General features: G+C 69.9%; 12 protein-coding genes and 2 pseudogenes. 4 read left to right on the top strand and 10 right to left on the bottom strand.

From position 1 onward, the window contains the following. Positions 1–21: 21 nt before the first annotated feature. The 3 genes from CP981_RS21595 to CP981_RS21605 are packed head-to-tail and all read left to right on the top strand — an operon-like array spanning position 22 to position 4,073. Positions 22–2,199, top strand: a complete 2,178-nt coding sequence (locus CP981_RS21595) for a helix-turn-helix domain-containing protein (protein ID WP_208852965.1) — start codon at positions 22–24, stop codon at positions 2,197–2,199. Between the two features lie 3 nt (positions 2,200–2,202). Next, positions 2,203–3,198, top strand: coding sequence for a hypothetical protein (locus tag CP981_RS21600; protein ID WP_085923258.1), 996 nt, complete (start codon positions 2,203–2,205; stop codon positions 3,196–3,198). Next, entirely contained in the window at positions 3,195–4,073 is an 879-nt protein-coding gene (locus CP981_RS21605; protein WP_085923259.1) for a DUF6339 family protein, read from the top strand. Before CP981_RS21600 ends, CP981_RS21605 begins: the two co-directional genes overlap by 4 nt. A 17-nt stretch (positions 4,074–4,090) precedes the next feature. On the opposite strand, the gene CP981_RS21610 is transcribed toward CP981_RS21605, so the two are convergent. The 5 genes and pseudogenes from CP981_RS21610 to CP981_RS21630 all read right to left on the bottom strand — a co-directional run bounded on the left by CP981_RS21610 (position 4,091) and on the right by CP981_RS21630 (position 9,494). Continuing rightward, positions 4,091–5,470, bottom strand: a complete 1,380-nt coding sequence (locus tag CP981_RS21610; RefSeq protein ID WP_085923260.1) for a DNA cytosine methyltransferase — start codon at positions 5,468–5,470, stop codon at positions 4,091–4,093. 11 nt (positions 5,471–5,481) lie between these two features. Next, positions 5,482–6,477 carry a DNA cytosine methyltransferase gene (locus tag CP981_RS21615; protein ID WP_085923261.1) on the bottom strand — a complete coding sequence of 332 codons (996 nt, stop codon included), beginning with the start codon at positions 6,475–6,477 and terminating at the stop codon, positions 5,482–5,484. Next, positions 6,474–6,875 carry a very short patch repair endonuclease gene (locus CP981_RS21620; protein ID WP_085923262.1) on the bottom strand — a complete coding sequence of 134 codons (402 nt, stop codon included), beginning with the start codon at positions 6,873–6,875 and terminating at the stop codon, positions 6,474–6,476. Before CP981_RS21620 ends, CP981_RS21615 begins: the two co-directional genes overlap by 4 nt. A gap of 231 nt (positions 6,876–7,106) precedes the next feature. Further along, positions 7,107–8,121: pseudogene (locus tag CP981_RS21625) on the bottom strand (hypothetical protein); the annotation flags it as partial. A 227-nt stretch (positions 8,122–8,348) separates the two neighbouring features. Beyond that, a complete protein-coding gene (locus CP981_RS21630; protein WP_085923263.1) occupies positions 8,349–9,494 on the bottom strand; it encodes an erythromycin esterase family protein in 1,146 nt (381 codons plus the stop codon). 102 nt (positions 9,495–9,596) lie between these two features. Between CP981_RS21630 and CP981_RS21635 the strand changes: the two genes are divergently transcribed. Then, entirely contained in the window at positions 9,597–10,310 is a 714-nt protein-coding gene (locus CP981_RS21635; RefSeq protein ID WP_208852966.1) for a TioE family transcriptional regulator, read from the top strand. A 136-nt stretch (positions 10,311–10,446) separates the two neighbouring features. Here CP981_RS21635 and CP981_RS21640 read toward each other — a convergent pair whose 3' ends face one another. The 5 genes and pseudogenes from CP981_RS21640 to CP981_RS21660 all read right to left on the bottom strand — a co-directional run bounded on the left by CP981_RS21640 (position 10,447) and on the right by CP981_RS21660 (position 14,547). Then, a complete protein-coding gene (locus CP981_RS21640; RefSeq protein ID WP_085923265.1) occupies positions 10,447–10,878 on the bottom strand; it encodes a lasso peptide biosynthesis B2 protein in 432 nt (143 codons plus the stop codon). Next, complete coding sequence (locus tag CP981_RS21645) at positions 10,875–11,108, bottom strand: lasso peptide biosynthesis PqqD family chaperone (protein WP_425282216.1); 234 nt, start codon at positions 11,106–11,108, stop codon at positions 10,875–10,877. Before CP981_RS21645 ends, CP981_RS21640 begins: the two co-directional genes overlap by 4 nt. Further along, positions 11,088–12,948, bottom strand: a pseudogene (locus CP981_RS21650) (lasso peptide isopeptide bond-forming cyclase); the annotation flags it as partial. The pseudogene CP981_RS21650 and the gene CP981_RS21645, both read right to left, overlap by 21 nt. Positions 12,949–12,983: 35 nt before the next feature. Then, positions 12,984–13,118, bottom strand: coding sequence for a lasso RiPP family leader peptide-containing protein (locus CP981_RS21655; protein ID WP_018090024.1), 135 nt, complete (start codon positions 13,116–13,118; stop codon positions 12,984–12,986). A 229-nt stretch (positions 13,119–13,347) separates the two neighbouring features. Further along, positions 13,348–14,547, bottom strand: coding sequence for an NAD(P)/FAD-dependent oxidoreductase (locus CP981_RS21660; RefSeq protein ID WP_085923268.1), 1,200 nt, complete (start codon positions 14,545–14,547; stop codon positions 13,348–13,350). Positions 14,548–14,674: the final 127 nt, after the last annotated feature.

The raw sequence follows: 14,674 nt of genomic DNA on the forward strand, positions 1-14,674 counted from the left end.
GTCCACACCATGCGATTCGGCATGGGACTCCGAGGAAAGAGCAGGCGGCGCGTGGAGACAGGTGAGGAGTTCGGGCCTTGGTTGGCCCGACAGCTCAAGCTCGCAGGGAAGACGCAGGCTGAACTGGCCGACGAGCTCAAGCTGACTCGGGCCGCTGTGTCCGCATGGATCACCGGCAGGTCGACGCCTCGCCCGACCGTCATGGCGGACATCGCCAAGGCGCTCGGCACGGATGTGGGCACGGTGCACACCCGAACCACCGACACCCAAGCCGGCCTCCCGGTCACCTGGTACCACCGCCCCGGCTACCCCGACGGCGGCCGCGACCTGGGCAATGCCGCAGCCTTCGCCTTCGACGCCGACGTGCAGGTCCTCGCGCGAGAGACTTGCCAGAACAGCCTGGACGAGCGGCTGACGGAGAACGGCCGCCCGGTCAAGGTCCGCTACACCCTGCACGAGCTCACCGGCGAAGCCCTGGACGCTTTTCGTGAGGCGATCCTCTGGAACGATCTCTTTCCGCACTACTTCGCCGTCTCGGAGGCCGCCGGTAACCAGAAGGTCGGTCGGGTCGTGGACGCCGGGGTGCGCGACATGTACGAGAAGGGCCGCTTGGTCCTGCTGCGCGTCGACGACTACAACGCCTCCGGGCTCATCGGCGACGACTATGCGGACGGCAAGTTCGCCGCCGTGGTCAGACGCCAACTGGAGAGCCTCAAGTCCGGTCCCGGCGCCGGTGGTTCGTACGGCTTGGGCAAGGCGACGCTGTGGGCCACCAGCGCCCTCGGGCTCGTGCTCATCAACTCCACTCTCTCCGTGCCTCACGAGGGACGTACCGAGCGACGGGTCATCGGGCGTCTCGAACTGCCGTGGCGTGAGGTCGACGGCGAGTCGTACGCAGGCCCCGCCTGGTTCGGGCGCCCCGATCCTGACTCGCCCGGGGCCATGGTCGCCCGTTCCTGGTGGGCGGACGAGGAGACCGTGGAGAGCCTGCATCTGACCCGGGAGAACGACGAACCCGGTACGTCCTTCCTCATCGTCGGTGCGCACGATGTGGCCGGCCTCGCGGCGAACTCCTCCGATCCCGACGACGGGTTCGTCGGCGACGAGGAGGGCGATGAGGACACGCGTGACATCAACACGATGCACGCCCGACTGGTCGAAGCACTGGGGCGTGACTTCTGGGCCGCGATGACCGGCGGGGGCAGCAAGCTCCCCCTCCTGGAGGTCTCTGTCCGTGCCCTGCGGAACGGCAAGGAGGTCGTGGCGGAGCAGCAAGTGGACCCTTCTGTCGAACAGCCCTCCCGGACCCGTGCCCTGAGGGCGCACTACGAGGGCACCACGGTGGATCGCCTCACCGAGGCCGGGCAGGTGGCGGCGCGGAGCGTCCCGCTGAAGCTGCCGCTGTCCGGAGGCGCCCATGGGACGTTCGGTACGCACCAAGCGGTTCTGCTCGTCACCGAGGCGGAGAGGGACAGGGACGGGGCGAAGAACCGGATGCACTCGCTGCGCGGCAATCGCATGACCGTCAAGAGGACCGTGGTCCCGAGGCTGCCGAACAGCACCAACCCTTTCCAGGCCGTTCTGTTGGTGGGGGAGGCGGCCGGAGAAACGGCCCCCTTCGCGAAGGAGGCCGAGGATTTCCTGCGTGCGGCGGAACCTCCCGAGCACGACCGTTGGGGGCAGACGGAAGAGCTGACACTGCGTTGGTCACCGTCCGCGTACCGGCGGATCAACGCGCTGACCGCCGAGGCCAACAATGCGGTGAGAGAACTTGTCGCACGGCCGAAGCGCAGCAGCGGCGAAGGCGGTGAGGCCCTGCGCAAGGCGTTGACAGTGCGAACGAGGCCCAAGGCCAAGACACCCACCGGCCCGGTGGTTCCGGTCCTGGACGGGCTCGACGCGACGGTCGGCGACGGCGGGGAGTGGCAGATCACCGGCGAAGTGAGCATCGCGCGTGGCGACGAGATCGTCCCGATGGTGCCGGTGGCTCAGCTGGACGTGCGCTCGGGGGGCCGCCCCAGGCTGGACTGGGCGGAGCTCATGGGCGTCGAGGGCTGCGAAGCGGAGGACGGAATACTGCGCTTCACACCCGGCGCGCGGCGTGCGAAGTTCCGAGGAACCACCGACGTCACCAGCCACCCGGTCAGAACCACTCTCACCCGTCTCGTTGTCGAACTCCGTGCCGGCAAGGGGGAGTGACGCGTGAAGTTCTACCCGTACAAGCGGCTCAACCGGCCGGTCACGCTCAGGGTGACCTCGGTCTCCCTCAAGCTCTCCGACGGTACCCGCGACCAGTTGGAGATCGCCGCGTACTCGGCCCAACAGCAGGCTGTCGCGCTCGGTATCGCGGGCCACACAGACTGGGTGAGCGCCACGATCGGTCTTTCGGCGACGCTGCCGCCCGGGGCGAACACCCTGGACGCGCCCTGGTCGGATCTGTGTGTCCTCGCCGTGCTGACGGACGGCGAGACCAATGTCCGTACCTCTGCGAATCTCACGCTCGACGCGGAGGACGGCCGGGACTGGTCCGGCTCGCTGGAGCTGTTCCGTGACGATCACCTGGGGCGGGCCTCCCTCGCCGTGTACGCCGTCGGGACAGTGGACGGAGTGCGCGGACGGTCGATCGCCGAGACCGACCGGAGCTGGATCATCGACACGGTTTCCGACGAGCCGGTCCGTGGGCTCCAACTCGACGTCCAGAAAGCGTCGTTCAAGAGAAGCTCCCGGGAGTGGCTCCAGGCCTACGCCGACGCGCCCTGGATCGCGGACATCTCGGCCAGAGTCCCCACCGTGTTCGTGAACACCGATGTCGAAGGTGTCATCGACCTGTTGGACAGCAATGGCTCGGGTGTGGACAGCAAGGTGCGTGACCTCCTGGTCGCCCAGATGGCCACCGACGTCTGGACCGCGGTGTTTCACGGTGCCATCGGCGATCTGGAGGTGGAACCCGGTGGCGGGCCGGTCTTCCCCACCGACTGGCAGGGCGAGGTGCTGCGGGAGATGCTCCCGGACGTGATTCCCGGCGTCCATGTCGAGGAGGCCCTACGGCAGGTCCATCGCCGGCGCACCGGCGACTCGGGCTGGGTGGAGCTACAGACGCGTATCCATTACGCGGCGGTCCGCCGCGCCGATGCCACCAAGGCGCTTGCCTTTGTCATCCGCAGTCTGGAACAGATGAACCGCGAGAGTGAGACGTGATCACCCAACCGAACCACGTACCGGAGCGCCTGGGGCTGCTCGCCACCTCTGCCGTCGATCCGTTTCTCACCGAGGAACTACTCAAAGGCGAACAGGTTCACGGCGGCATCGATCTCGCCAAGGTCGTCGAGCCGCTCCCCGAGGACGACGCCAGGTGGTGGGTCGAGCCGATCCGGAGCCTGGTGGAAGACGCCATGTTCGAGTTCCGGGAGGACCGCACCCGAGCCGACGCATGGCTCGCGCCACGGCTCCATGCCACGCTGCGCCTGACGCGGCGAGAAGCGGCGGACAAGCGTCTGTGGAACCACCTCGCCCTGGCTGTGGCCCCGGACTATGTGGTCTGGCGGCACCTGTCGGAGCCGACGGCGAGCAGGCCGGAAAGGCGCATCGCTGCCGAGCGCTTCCGTGGCCCCGCGGACCGTCAGTGTTTCTCCCGCCTGTGGTGGGCGGCCGAACTCTTCAGGAACGGGTCGGACTACGAGCCGGTCGAGGTCGCCTGCGGAAATCAGGACCTCATCCACACCGTTCTCCGGAGCGAGTTGATCGATCACCGTCCCACCGCTCAGGCCTTGGTCCGTCTTCTGAAGAGCGGCCAGGTCTCCGGCGGGCGAGAGGTCAACGGCCTCAGCGTCGCGATCAACGCGGCGGGAGCGACCTTGATCTACGACATCCTCGCGCCGGACCAGCCCCGCGACCCCGCCCAACTGCGGGACTGGATCGCGGAAGCGGAATCAGCGCCACCGGTCGAGCGGTACGAACTCCCGAACGGGCCGGACGAGGACCCTGTCCCGGAGGAATCCGTGGCTGCGCTCACCAGCTACTTCGCGGAGCTGTTCGAGACTGCGCCGGTCAGAGGCAGGAAGAGCGGGGATTGACCTGGGCCGTGCTCGGACTACTTCGCCGACGCCTTCTTGCTCTTTCGAGGGCGCACGGAGGAAGGGGGCGGCACCTGGTCCTTGGGACGCGGGCACCTGTCGGTGCAGGCGGCGGCGGCCCCGCAGCCGTTGCTTCGCAGCTTGGTCCGCTGTTCCTCCGTGGCCGGCTGCCATGGCTTCCTCAACGCCTCCGGGTTCGGTTTGGGGAGTCCGAGAGCGGCACTCAGCAGGTGCGCACCGAACAGGGGCGGTACGGCGTTGCCCACCTGCTGGGCCTGTGCCGTACCGGACCACGGATAGTCCGGGGGGAAGCTCTGCAGCATCCCCGCCTCGTTCATGCTGAACCGTGCGCCCTCGTAGACGACGCTCTCGTCGAGGTGCTGGAACACTACGAAGCGGCTGATCTTGCCGGTGACGGTGAAGGCGGGCTGCTGGTCGCTTCGTACGCCTCGTCGCCCCGGGTGGCTGGAGCTGCCGTAGTTCGAGCGAACCAGGAACGGAGTGCGGCGCCCCGGATGTGAGCCCACCTGGTTCGCGAGGGCATCACCCATCGATCTCCAGGGCTGCAGGTCCTCGTCGCCTGTTGCCTGGTGCTCATCGGTCTCCGGCTCGGTGCCGTCGTAGAGGGTCGCCTGATGGACCTGGCCCGCGGCCTGGTCGTGTTCGTTCTTCCCGTTCCTTCGGTTCCATTGCTTGGCTTCGTAGGAATAGTGAGTCGGCGAGGGAAGCGAGGGCTCACCAAGCCCTTCACGCCGAGCGATCAGCACCGCGCGGGATCGCGTCTGCGGAACCCCGTAGGTCTCGGTGTCGAGGACATCGACGACGACCTTGTACTTGGTCCCGTCGGGTAGCCCTGTCTCCTCCAGCACCTTGGCATAGTGCTTCCAGAGCGCCTCGACCTCGCGGACCTGCTCCAGGACGATGACGTCGTACGGGCGGTGCTCCCGGTTCGGGCTCCGGGTCGCCTGAATCGCGTATCGGAGGGGTTCGAGGACCAATGCGGTACGTGGATCGGTGAGCGTCTTCAGGTCCTCGTCGATCTCCTGGTCGGAGTCGCCCGCCATCAGTCGCTCGATGTACCCCTTGACCCTGTCCAGAGCTTGGCGTCCGGCGCCGTGCCCGGCCACCGAGTACGTCTGGCACGGAGGGCCACCTGCGAGCACGCTGATCTCCGGCGGCAGGGACTCGAAGGAATCCCTGCGTACCGCGCTAACGTCGGCGTGAAGGGTGTCCAGCCCGGCCGCGTATCGGGTGAGGCACGCGCTTCTGTCCCACTCGATACCGAGACTCGGGATGTCGAGTGCGTGCCCAGCGACATCCAGCCCTCCGGGTCCTGCGAAGAGATCCAGGACAAAGGGCTTGTCGAGGATGGACTGGTGGTGCACCGAGCTGGTCATGTGGCGGAAGTTTAGCCGGCCGCGGGGACTCCCGGATCCCCGTTCAACGCTTCGGCGACGGCCCGTCCCAGCGCCTCGCCGACCGGCGGCGGGGTCGCATGCCCGATCTGGCGGTACCGGGCGGTCTTGAGTCCGGAGATCCCCCATACTGCGGGGAAGCCCTGGAGGAGAGCGGTCTGGTCCACCGTGATCCTTACCAGTCCGTCGTCCCCGAGTGACGGATCCCACCTGAAGTCGGGGCCGGGCGGCTCGTTCCCGAACGACTTCGTGTAGACCCCCATGCGTCGCCACTTGGCCTTTGTGCCGCTCGGTCCGAAGTCAGGGCCTCCGTGTGTCTTGGATCCGCCCACCAAGGTCGGCGCCACACTCTTTGCCTGGGCCGCCCAACGGTCGGCGTCCGGCCAGCCGCAGGAACGCATCGACGGTGCCAGCGCCTCTCCGACCGACACGTGTTCGTGGACGGTGGAGCGGGGCGGCCGGAAGGCACTCGCCCACTGCTGCTTGACGGCCACGAGGATGCCTTGCATGCGGTCCTGGGGCACTCCGAAGTCGGAGGCGTTCAGGATGAACCAGGCCAGTTCGTAGCCGAGGTGCTCCAGCTCTTTGCGGAGGAAGTCCCGTACCGGCGCCAGGGAATCCTGGTCGACCAGGGTGGGCACGTTCTCGATGATCAGTGCACGTGGCTGGACGGCGTGAACCAGATAGGCAGTCGCCTCGATGAGGCGTAACTCGGTGTCCGACGACTGGCGCGTCACCGTCGCGCTCGACCTCACCCTGGGGAGACCGGCTGTCAGCAGATCGACGTCGTACACCTCGGGGTGGTCCACGGGGTCGAAGTCGAGAAGGTCCGCTTTCAGCACATTCCAATGCGGCCGGTTGGCTTTGAGCGTGTCGCAAGCAGACGGCTCGTTGTCCAGGAGGAGCCGAGGCGTGAAGCCCGCTCGTTCCAGCCCCAGAGCGAGTCCACCGGCCCCCGAGCACACGTCGACAAAGCTCAGTCCGCTCAACGTTTCCTCCCCCGTCCCCGCTGGGCCTTCCGCCGCTCCACCGCCGCCGCGATACGGAGAGTCACGTCATCCGGTGCTTCATGCTCCCAGAAGCGCAGTACCTCCCAGCCGGCCGCTACGAGGTGCTCCGTGGTCTCCGTATCACGCGCCATGTTGCGGTCCAACTTCTGCCGCCACGACTCTGCGTTCGACTTCGGCTGCGTCGCGTGTTCGGGGCAGCCGTGCCAGAAGCATCCGTCGATCAGGACAGCTACTTTGACCGAGGTGAACGCCACGTCGATCCGGCGCCGCGCCATGCCTGGCACCGGGTACTCCACGCGGTAGCGCAGGCCGGCCGCGTGCAGGAGGCGTCGGACCAGCAGTTCGGCGGCCGTGTCCTTGCTCGCCTGCCTGCTCATGCGTGCGGAGACGGAGGGCGATGACGGCTTCATTGTGCTCAAGGCGGCTGTGCCTCACGATCGTGGCTCGGTCCCGACGACAGTCGAGTCGCCGGACTACGGCTGTCGTGTCGATTTCATCACGGGGCCGAGCGCTGCCGCACCGGATTCCGCCTGCCGGGCCGTACCGCCGATGCAGGCAGCCTCGGGCATCGCCGTGTCAGCCTGTCGCCCGTTTTCAGGCCCCGGGCCGCCGTGACAGGCGTCGTAGTTCTGAGTGGACCCGCACCAACACCCCGCCCCCTCTCCGTCGGCCAAATCTCCGCCCGCCCCCGTCGCCGGCGTTGTCGCAGACTGCGGCAGTAGCGTCACGTCGTCCGGCAATGATCCCTCCGAGGCCGCGACGGCCTCGTACGACGGGACCGTGCCCGTCACGATGCCCAGGTTCGGGGTGCCCGAAGAGGACAGTTCCCGGAGCGACGACTCCATGGTCGACAGGTGTCCCTCATGGGATGGGTACTCCGAGGAGAGGGCCGGGTACGCCGAGATCAGTTCCGTCAGCTCCGTGGCCGGCCAGTGCAGGACTGCCATCGGGAAGGGGCGGGAGAGGGCCTCGCGGTAGGCGCCCAGTTCGGGGTGGAGGCGGGAGATTCCGGCGGCCAGTTCGGCGGGGTTGTCCGAGCCGAGGGACCAGATGCGTTTGGGGTCGTGGAGTTCGTCCAGGGAGACGGGGGCCGAGTGGACGGTGTCCGCCAGGGCGTCCCAGTCGTCGTGGGGCAGGCCCAGCACGCGGCGGACGCGGTGGCGGCCGTAGAGGAGGGGATGGGTGGTGGAAGGGGGTTCCGTGCCCTCCGGCAGCAACAGGCGGGCGGCCTCCGTGAGGGTTTCGGCCGCTGATTCCAGTTCGTCGTGGGCTTCGAGGGATTCCGCCGCGATCAGCCAGGGGCCCGGGTCGCGGGGGCGGCGAGGCGGATGCCCTCGATGATCGCCCTGGCCTCGGCCTCGTGACCGTACTCCCAGAGGTTCGAGGCCTTCACAGGGGAGGGTTGTCCAGGTCGGCGGTGGTCGACAGCAGGCGGTCGTCGAGCGTGGTCGCGGCGGGGCGGTCGCCGGACAGTTCCAGGTGGGCCGCGGCGCGCAGGAGCAGGGCCTCGGCGTCCTCGGGGTACAGGCCAGCGGTCCGCTCCAGGCGTGCCGCTTCTGCGGTGTGGTCACCAGGCGGTGGCGGGCCGGCTCCGCCAGAGCTGCGAAGTGAGGGTGTGGCCAGGGGGTTCGGCGTGTTGTTGCTGCGGGGCGCGGGTGCTGACGGTGCGACACGAGCCGTCACGCAGTGAAATCGGAGCGGGGCGGTGGCGATGGTGGCTGTTGGCTCGGCCCCGGCTGCCCCGGCTGCCCCGGCTGCTTCGGTCATGCCGAACTGGGCGGTGCAGTGCCGCGTAGGGGTCGGTGGAGGCGAGCAGTCGCTCGCCTCCTTGGTGGCGGTGTCGGGTCGAGTCAGCTCTGTGCGGTCGGGCCGGCGTCGATGTGGAGGATGGCGTCGGCTGCGTCCAGGGTTGCCTGGGTCAGGGGGAAGTAGCCCTGGGTGGGGATGGTGTCGGTGCGGGTGTGGGCTGGGGGGATCGCGGTGGGGGCGGTCAGGCTCCAGGTGGTGGTGTGGTGCTGGAGGGAGGCCTCGTAGGTGTCCGGGGCGGGCTCGTGGAGACCGAGGGCCTCGCTGCGGCCCAGGCTGCCGGCGATGAAGGTGTAGCGCTCGGCCAGCAGCGGGCTGATGAGGGCGCCGGCGCCGGACCAGTTGAGGTCCAGGGTGCCCGAGGACCAGTGGCTCGGGTTGCGCTGGAGGTGGGTGTTGTGGGCGAAGACCAGGGTCGCGCCCCGTTGGGCCTCGGCGCCCCGGATGTCGAGGAGGTTCTGGGCCATCAGCGCATCGCGGGTGGCGGACAGGCGGGAGATGCGTGCGCTCTGGTCGAGGGGTTGGGCGGACTGCTGGTGGTAGCGCAGCACGCCGAGGCCGGCGGTGAGGTGGGTCCTGGCGAGGGACCACGCGGTGTGTGAGGTGGCCGCGATCAGTTCCGGGGCGCGCAGGGAGAGCGTGGTGAGCATGTCGTTGGCGAGGGTGCGGAGTTGCCCGGCCTCGGCTGTCGTGCCGGGCGACATGGCCGGGTCCATGACCGCCTCCGTGCGGCTCCATCGGGTGTCGTCGCCGATGAGGCCGTCGAGGTCGAGGTCCAGGCCCAGGTAGTCGCGGGCGTGCGTGAGGTAGTGCCGTGGACTGGGGGCGCTGGTGGTCTCCAGTGGGGCGTCGAAGCCGTGGAACGTCAGTCGTTCCGCCGGCGGGCGGTTCCGGTTGTACTCGCGCATCCAGAGGATCAGTTGCCGGTTGGGCGTCAGTTCGCCGAAGCCGTGGGAGAAGCCTTCGCGCATCACGGTGTCGAGCTCTCCGGCTCCGCCCTGGACGAAGTCGTTCACGGTGAGCGCGGCGATGCGATCGGTCTCCAGGGCGATCGACCGGAAGCCGCGGCCCGCCAGTTGAGCGAACAGTTCGTTGCGGACCCGCCCGCAGGCCGGTTCCTGGTGGGTCGGTTCACCCAGCGCCAGCAGGTCAACTGACGCGGGCACGAAGTCATGAATGTCCTGGGTCATGAGCCTCAAGCGTATCTTTGAAAGTACGGTTGAGGGTTTTGGTGGAGCCTTCGCTTATTGCTGGGTTAATGTCTGTGGACAAGTCTCAAATGGGTGAGAGGTATGCGGCCAGCTGATCTCGCGCGTGAGCACGGCATCTCGACACAGGCGGTCCGCAATTACGAGCGGGACGGGTGTCTGCCGCCCGCTGAGCGCACCCGCAGCGGATACCGGATCTACACCGAGGTGCATGCGGCGGCGCTCCGCGCCTACCTCGCGCTCATCCCGGGGTACGGCCACGCGGCGGCCGGCCAGATCATGAACGCGGTGCACGCGGACGGAATCGGCGACGCCCTGGCGCTCATCGACCGTGGGCACGGCCAGTTGGCCCGTGACCGGGACACCCTCGATGCGGTGCGGAGCGCGGTGGGGCACCTGGTGGGGGAGTCCGATGCCGCGCCGGCCGCCGCGGCGGACCGTGCGCCCCGTACGGTCGGCGCACTCGCCCGCCGGCTCGGCGTCACCCCGGCAACCCTGCGGAACTGGGAGGACGCCGGCATCGTCACCCCCGCACGGGACCCCGGCACCGGATACCGCCTCTTCCGCGCCGGTGACATCCGGGACGCCGAGCTCGCGCACCTCCTCAGGCGCGGGGGCTATCCGCTGGACCACATCGCGACCGTGGTGCAGCAGGTCCGCACCGCCGGCGGCACCGACACCCTGGCCGGTGCCCTGGACGACTGGCGGCAGAAGCTCACCGCGCGGGGCCTGGCCATGCTCGACGCCGCCGCGCACCTGAGCCGGTATCTGGGCCTGCGGGAGGCTGCCGGGCGGTGAGGGGCGGGGCTCGCCGGGTGACGTGGACCCGCAGCTGCTCCCGTACCCGGAGCCGTGCCCGTAGCCGTACCCGGAGCCGTGTCAGGAGCGCGCCTTTCCCCCCAACCGCTAGGAGCTCTGCTCGCCGGGCCCGGCGTCAGCCGCCGTCCCCCGCCTCCACCGCCGGGATGGCGATCAGTGGTTTGTAGTGGCCCTTGGGGTGAGGTTCGCCGATGGGCTGGTTGTGGGCTTCCACCCAGGCGTGGGCGGCGAAGGGGTGGGTGCGGATGCCGGTGCACCAGGTGGGCCAGGAGCCGTGGGCGCGGCAGAGGAGGGCGGTGGCGATGGAGCGTTGCAGGCAGCCCTGGCCGGCGCAGCGCAGGCTGACGGAGACGACGGCGTCGCGGGCGGCGAGGGCCTGGTCGGGGGTGGCCGGGGGTGCGCCGCGGCGGGCGAATTCCAGGACGGTGCGCAGCCGGGCGGGTTTGGCCTTGGCCAGCAGGCGGGCGATGCCGACGGCGAGCAGGGGGACGGGGCGGCGGTGCAGCGGGAGCTTGCGCCGTTCGGAGAGGGCGACGGGCAGGCTCACGCGATCACCAGCTGCGCGGTGCGCAGTTGCTCGATCACCGCGGCCACGTCGAGCTCGGCCCGCCGGTGGTCGATCCGGTGCCGGTCCGCGACCTCGGCGGCGATCCGGGTGGCCTCGTGGCCGTCGAGCAGTTGGCGCAGGACGTGGCCGCCGGTGGCGTTGAGCTGCCAGTAGCGGCCGGTGCGTTCGTTGAGCAGCACGGTGCCGTCGTCGGTGTCGGTGGCCACCACGTCAGGGTGCAGGCGTACGGGCATCGTCGGACCTCCAGGCAGGGGTGGGGCGGGTGGCGGCGCGCAGCCAGAGTTCGCAGCCGATCAGGGGTTCCAGCGCGATGCCCATGGCGTTGTCGGCCTGGGGCGAGAGCAGTTGGGTGCGCAGTTCGGCGGGATCGATCAGGCCGTGGGCGGCCAGGGCGGAATCGGTGAACAGGTCGAGGATCGCGGGGAGGTTGCGGCGCAGCCCCGTGCCGGCCTCGTCGCTGAACTCGCCCTTGGTGCCGCGGCCCAGCACGCTCGCGGGGACGATGCCGTGCATCGCGTCGGCCAGCAGCGGCTTGTAGCGCCACGGGCCCGCGTGCTCGGACACCCGCACGCCCAGGACGGCTTCGACCACCCGGTCGTCGTAGAACGGGGAGTCCAGCTGCACTCCGGCCTCGGCGAACGGGCGGGCCAGCAGTCGGTACCAGGGGGCGCTGGTGCGCAGTGCGACCAGGGTCTGGTGCTGGCCCAGGTCGGTGGAGAGGGGGCGGGACCGCTCGGCGGTGCGCCGGAGTGCTTCGCGGGCCGCGTCGGTGGCCGTGCCGGTGGCCCAGGACGGTGCGCGCAGCGGCCACAGGCCCCAGCCGAGGCTGGGCCGGCGCTTGCGCAGCGGCGGGTCGGTGAGGTGCTCGGCCTGGGCGTGCCACCATGCCGCTTCGTCGCCGGGGCGGATCAGCGAGGCCAGGGTGTGCAGTACGGGCCAGCGTTTGAGGGCGGCGTATCCGCGGACGTGGCGGAGCGCGGTGAGCGGATGGCGCCGGAGCAGGGGGTGCAGATATCCGGGGAAGGGGGTGAAGAGTTCGTCGCCGCCGTGGCCGGCCAGGTGGCGGCGGGCGCCGCGGTCGGCGAGGAGCTGGGCGGTGTACCGGGTGCGGGCCGCGGTGCGGACGAAGGGGTACGGCTCCTCGGTGTCCATGAGGGCGTCCGGGTCGGCGAACAGCGGCGGGAGGTCGCCGGGGGGCACCACGAGGTGTTCGGCGCGGTCGAGGGCGTTGATGGATTGGGTGGCGAAGGCGGCGTCGTCGTTGCCCGCCTCGGCCTCGCCCCATCGGAAGGTGAGGAGATCGGGCGTGTTGCGGGCGGCCAGGAAGCAGAGGGAGGTCGAGTCCATGCCTCCGGAGAGGTCGCTGCTCAGCCGGCCCTTCTCGGGCGCACGGTCGTGCAGTGCCGTGGTGAGCGCGTCCCGCACGGCTTTTGCGCCTGCCGACAGCGGGGCTTCGGGGGCGGGCGGCCGCCACCGGCGCAGCGCGCGGGCCCGTTCGCGGTCCCAGACCAGGCAGTGGTCCGGTTCCAGGGCGGTGATGCCGGACCACAGGGGCTGATCGGCGAGCGGAGCGGGAAGGAGGCCGCCGCAGGCGATACGGACGGCCAGGGCGTCGGTGTCGATTCCGGCGCCGGTCATCGCGGCGAGCACATCGGCCCGGTCCGCGGCGATGTCCACCCCGTCGATCCGGGTGTGGAAGACCCGGCGCAGTCCGGTCAGGCTGCCCTGGACGCGGACCTGTCCGCCGACCGAGGCCACCACATGGCAGGCGCCCGGCAGGGCGGCGGCCAGCGTGTCCACGTCGGACACCGTCCGTATCCGCGCGGTGAGTTCGGACAACCGGGTGGTGGTGACCGGGCAGACCCCGGCCACCACCACCTGTACCGGGCCCGCGGTGGCCACCCGCACCTCCGCGGGGGACCACCTGCCCACCAGCCACGGCCGCCCCGACGCATGCGAGAGCACCCGCGGAGCCGCCCAGGGCGCCACCGCGTGGGCCTCGGCTGCGGCCGCCGTGTCCGGCAGGACCACGAATCCGGTACCGGTCATCTACCTACTCCTGAGAGTGATCAGGGACGGGACGGTCAGCCGCCGTAGTGGCCGAAGATGTCCTTGCCCCAGCCGATGAAGCCCAGGGTGTCCTCGTTGAACTCGCCGACCTCGACCAGCATCGGGGCGGCGTAGGGCTCCACGGTGGACAGCTCGTTCTGCTCTTCCATCACAGCCTCCTTCAGTGAAAGCAGGTGGTCAGGCGGCCACCTGCGGTAAGGCGGCACCTCTGCCGGGGTCGTGACCGAAGGGATGGTTGATCCCGGCCGCGGTGCTGTGCGTGTCCCGCTGGGTGCGGGGCACGACGTTTCAGCAGCCGTCCGGTGCGGCGCCCGTGGTGGGGTGAACGGGCCGCTGCCGGACGGAGGTGGGTGGGGCACGTGCCGGAGCGGCGGGCTCCTATGGGCGCGTGAGTTCCTGGCGGGCGTGCAGTTCGGGGGTGAAGAACTCCTCCACCCCGATCACGCCGGCCAGCGTGGCGAAGTAGCGGTCCATGAGCTCCTGGTCCCCGGCGACGGTGCGCAGCATGGACAGCCGGTGCTCGGCCACTTCGAGGGCCGCCACCGACAGTGTCGAGTGGTAGGCGTCGATGAGGATCTCGTCGCGCTGGTAGGCGTACTCCTCCAGCCCGTCGAGCAGCTTCTCGGGGTCGCGGAGACCGGTGCCGACGCAGTCCACCAGCAGCTGGGCCTGGCGGAAGGCGTCGGTGATACCGCGGGCGGTGATGGAGTCCTTGTGGTGGCCGGCGTCCCCGACCAGGGCCCAGCCGAGTCCGGCCGCCTCGCGGAAGTAGTTGCGCTGGTCGCCGGTGCCGTGCAGCCGTTCCAGCGGGGTCTGTGACGCGATCTTCGCGTACAGCTCGGGGGCCGTGCTGCGGACCGCCTCCAGGTAGGCGCCCATCGCGTCCTTGCGGACCCGCTCGAACTCGGACTGCGGGAAGTACGCCGCGATCAGCGTGGTGTTGTCGTTGGTGGGCACGGTGCCGACCCAGCGGCCCGGTGCCTCGTAGAGCTCGAAGCGGTCCGTGACGCCTTCCCAGTACGTGTAGTAGGCGCAGGTCGCGGGCGGGTCCTCGGTGGTGATGCGGGAGTCGACCATGGTGGCGAAACGGGAGCGCATCCCGTCGGCGCCGACCACCAGGCGGGCGTGCTCCTCGGTGGTCGCGCCGTCGGAGGTACGGCAGCGCACCCCGGTGGCCTGGCCCTCGTCGTCGGACAGCACGTCGGTGACGGTGCAGCCCTGGCGGAACTCCACGCCCGCGGCGACCGCGGCGTCCGCGAGGATCCCGTCCAGCAGATAACGGCGCGGGGCGTACGCCGCGCGGTGGCCGTCGACCGGGATCGAGCACCCCTCGATGCGGATGTCCGCGATCCGGTAGACGGCCCGGTCCAGTGGCGGGCAGCCGGTGGCGATCACCTTGTCGAGCACACCCCAGCGCCGCAGCAGCGCCACACCGGGCTGGTGGATGTAGAGCGTGCTGAGCGTGTCCCGGGGGAACTCGGCGCGGTCCACCATCAGCACGCGATATCCGGCACGTGCGAAGAGCATGGCCGTAGAGGCACCGGCGCAGCGCGCCCCGACCACGATGACGTCGTACACAGTCGACTCCCTGACCCGCTCGTGACCCGCGGTGAGGCGGGCCGAGTTCCTGATCAGGACGTTAGGGAGGGCGGCAATCGCCGCGTCATTGTGTCGTTATTCCCGGCCGGTCTCCGTGCTGCCGGCG

The sequence above is a fragment of the Streptomyces platensis genome (assembly GCF_008704855.1).
Taxonomy (GTDB): Bacteria; Actinomycetota; Actinomycetes; order Streptomycetales; family Streptomycetaceae; genus Streptomyces; species Streptomyces platensis.

Excerpts from the sequence above, each read along its gene's own strand:
- CP981_RS21635 (WP_208852966.1), top strand. The coding sequence starts at position 9,597 with ATGCGGCCAGCTGATCTCGCGCGTGAGCACGGCATCTCGACACAGGCG.
- CP981_RS21595 (WP_208852965.1), top strand. The coding sequence starts at position 22 with ATGGGACTCCGAGGAAAGAGCAGGCGGCGCGTGGAGACAGGTGAGGAG.
- CP981_RS21655 (WP_018090024.1), bottom strand. The coding sequence starts at position 13,118 with ATGGAAGAGCAGAACGAGCTGTCCACCGTGGAGCCCTACGCCGCCCCG.
- CP981_RS21610 (WP_085923260.1), bottom strand. The coding sequence starts at position 5,470 with ATGACCAGCTCGGTGCACCACCAGTCCATCCTCGACAAGCCCTTTGTC.
- CP981_RS21620 (WP_085923262.1), bottom strand. The coding sequence starts at position 6,875 with ATGAGCAGGCAGGCGAGCAAGGACACGGCCGCCGAACTGCTGGTCCGA.
- CP981_RS21630 (WP_085923263.1), bottom strand. The coding sequence starts at position 9,494 with ATGACCCAGGACATTCATGACTTCGTGCCCGCGTCAGTTGACCTGCTG.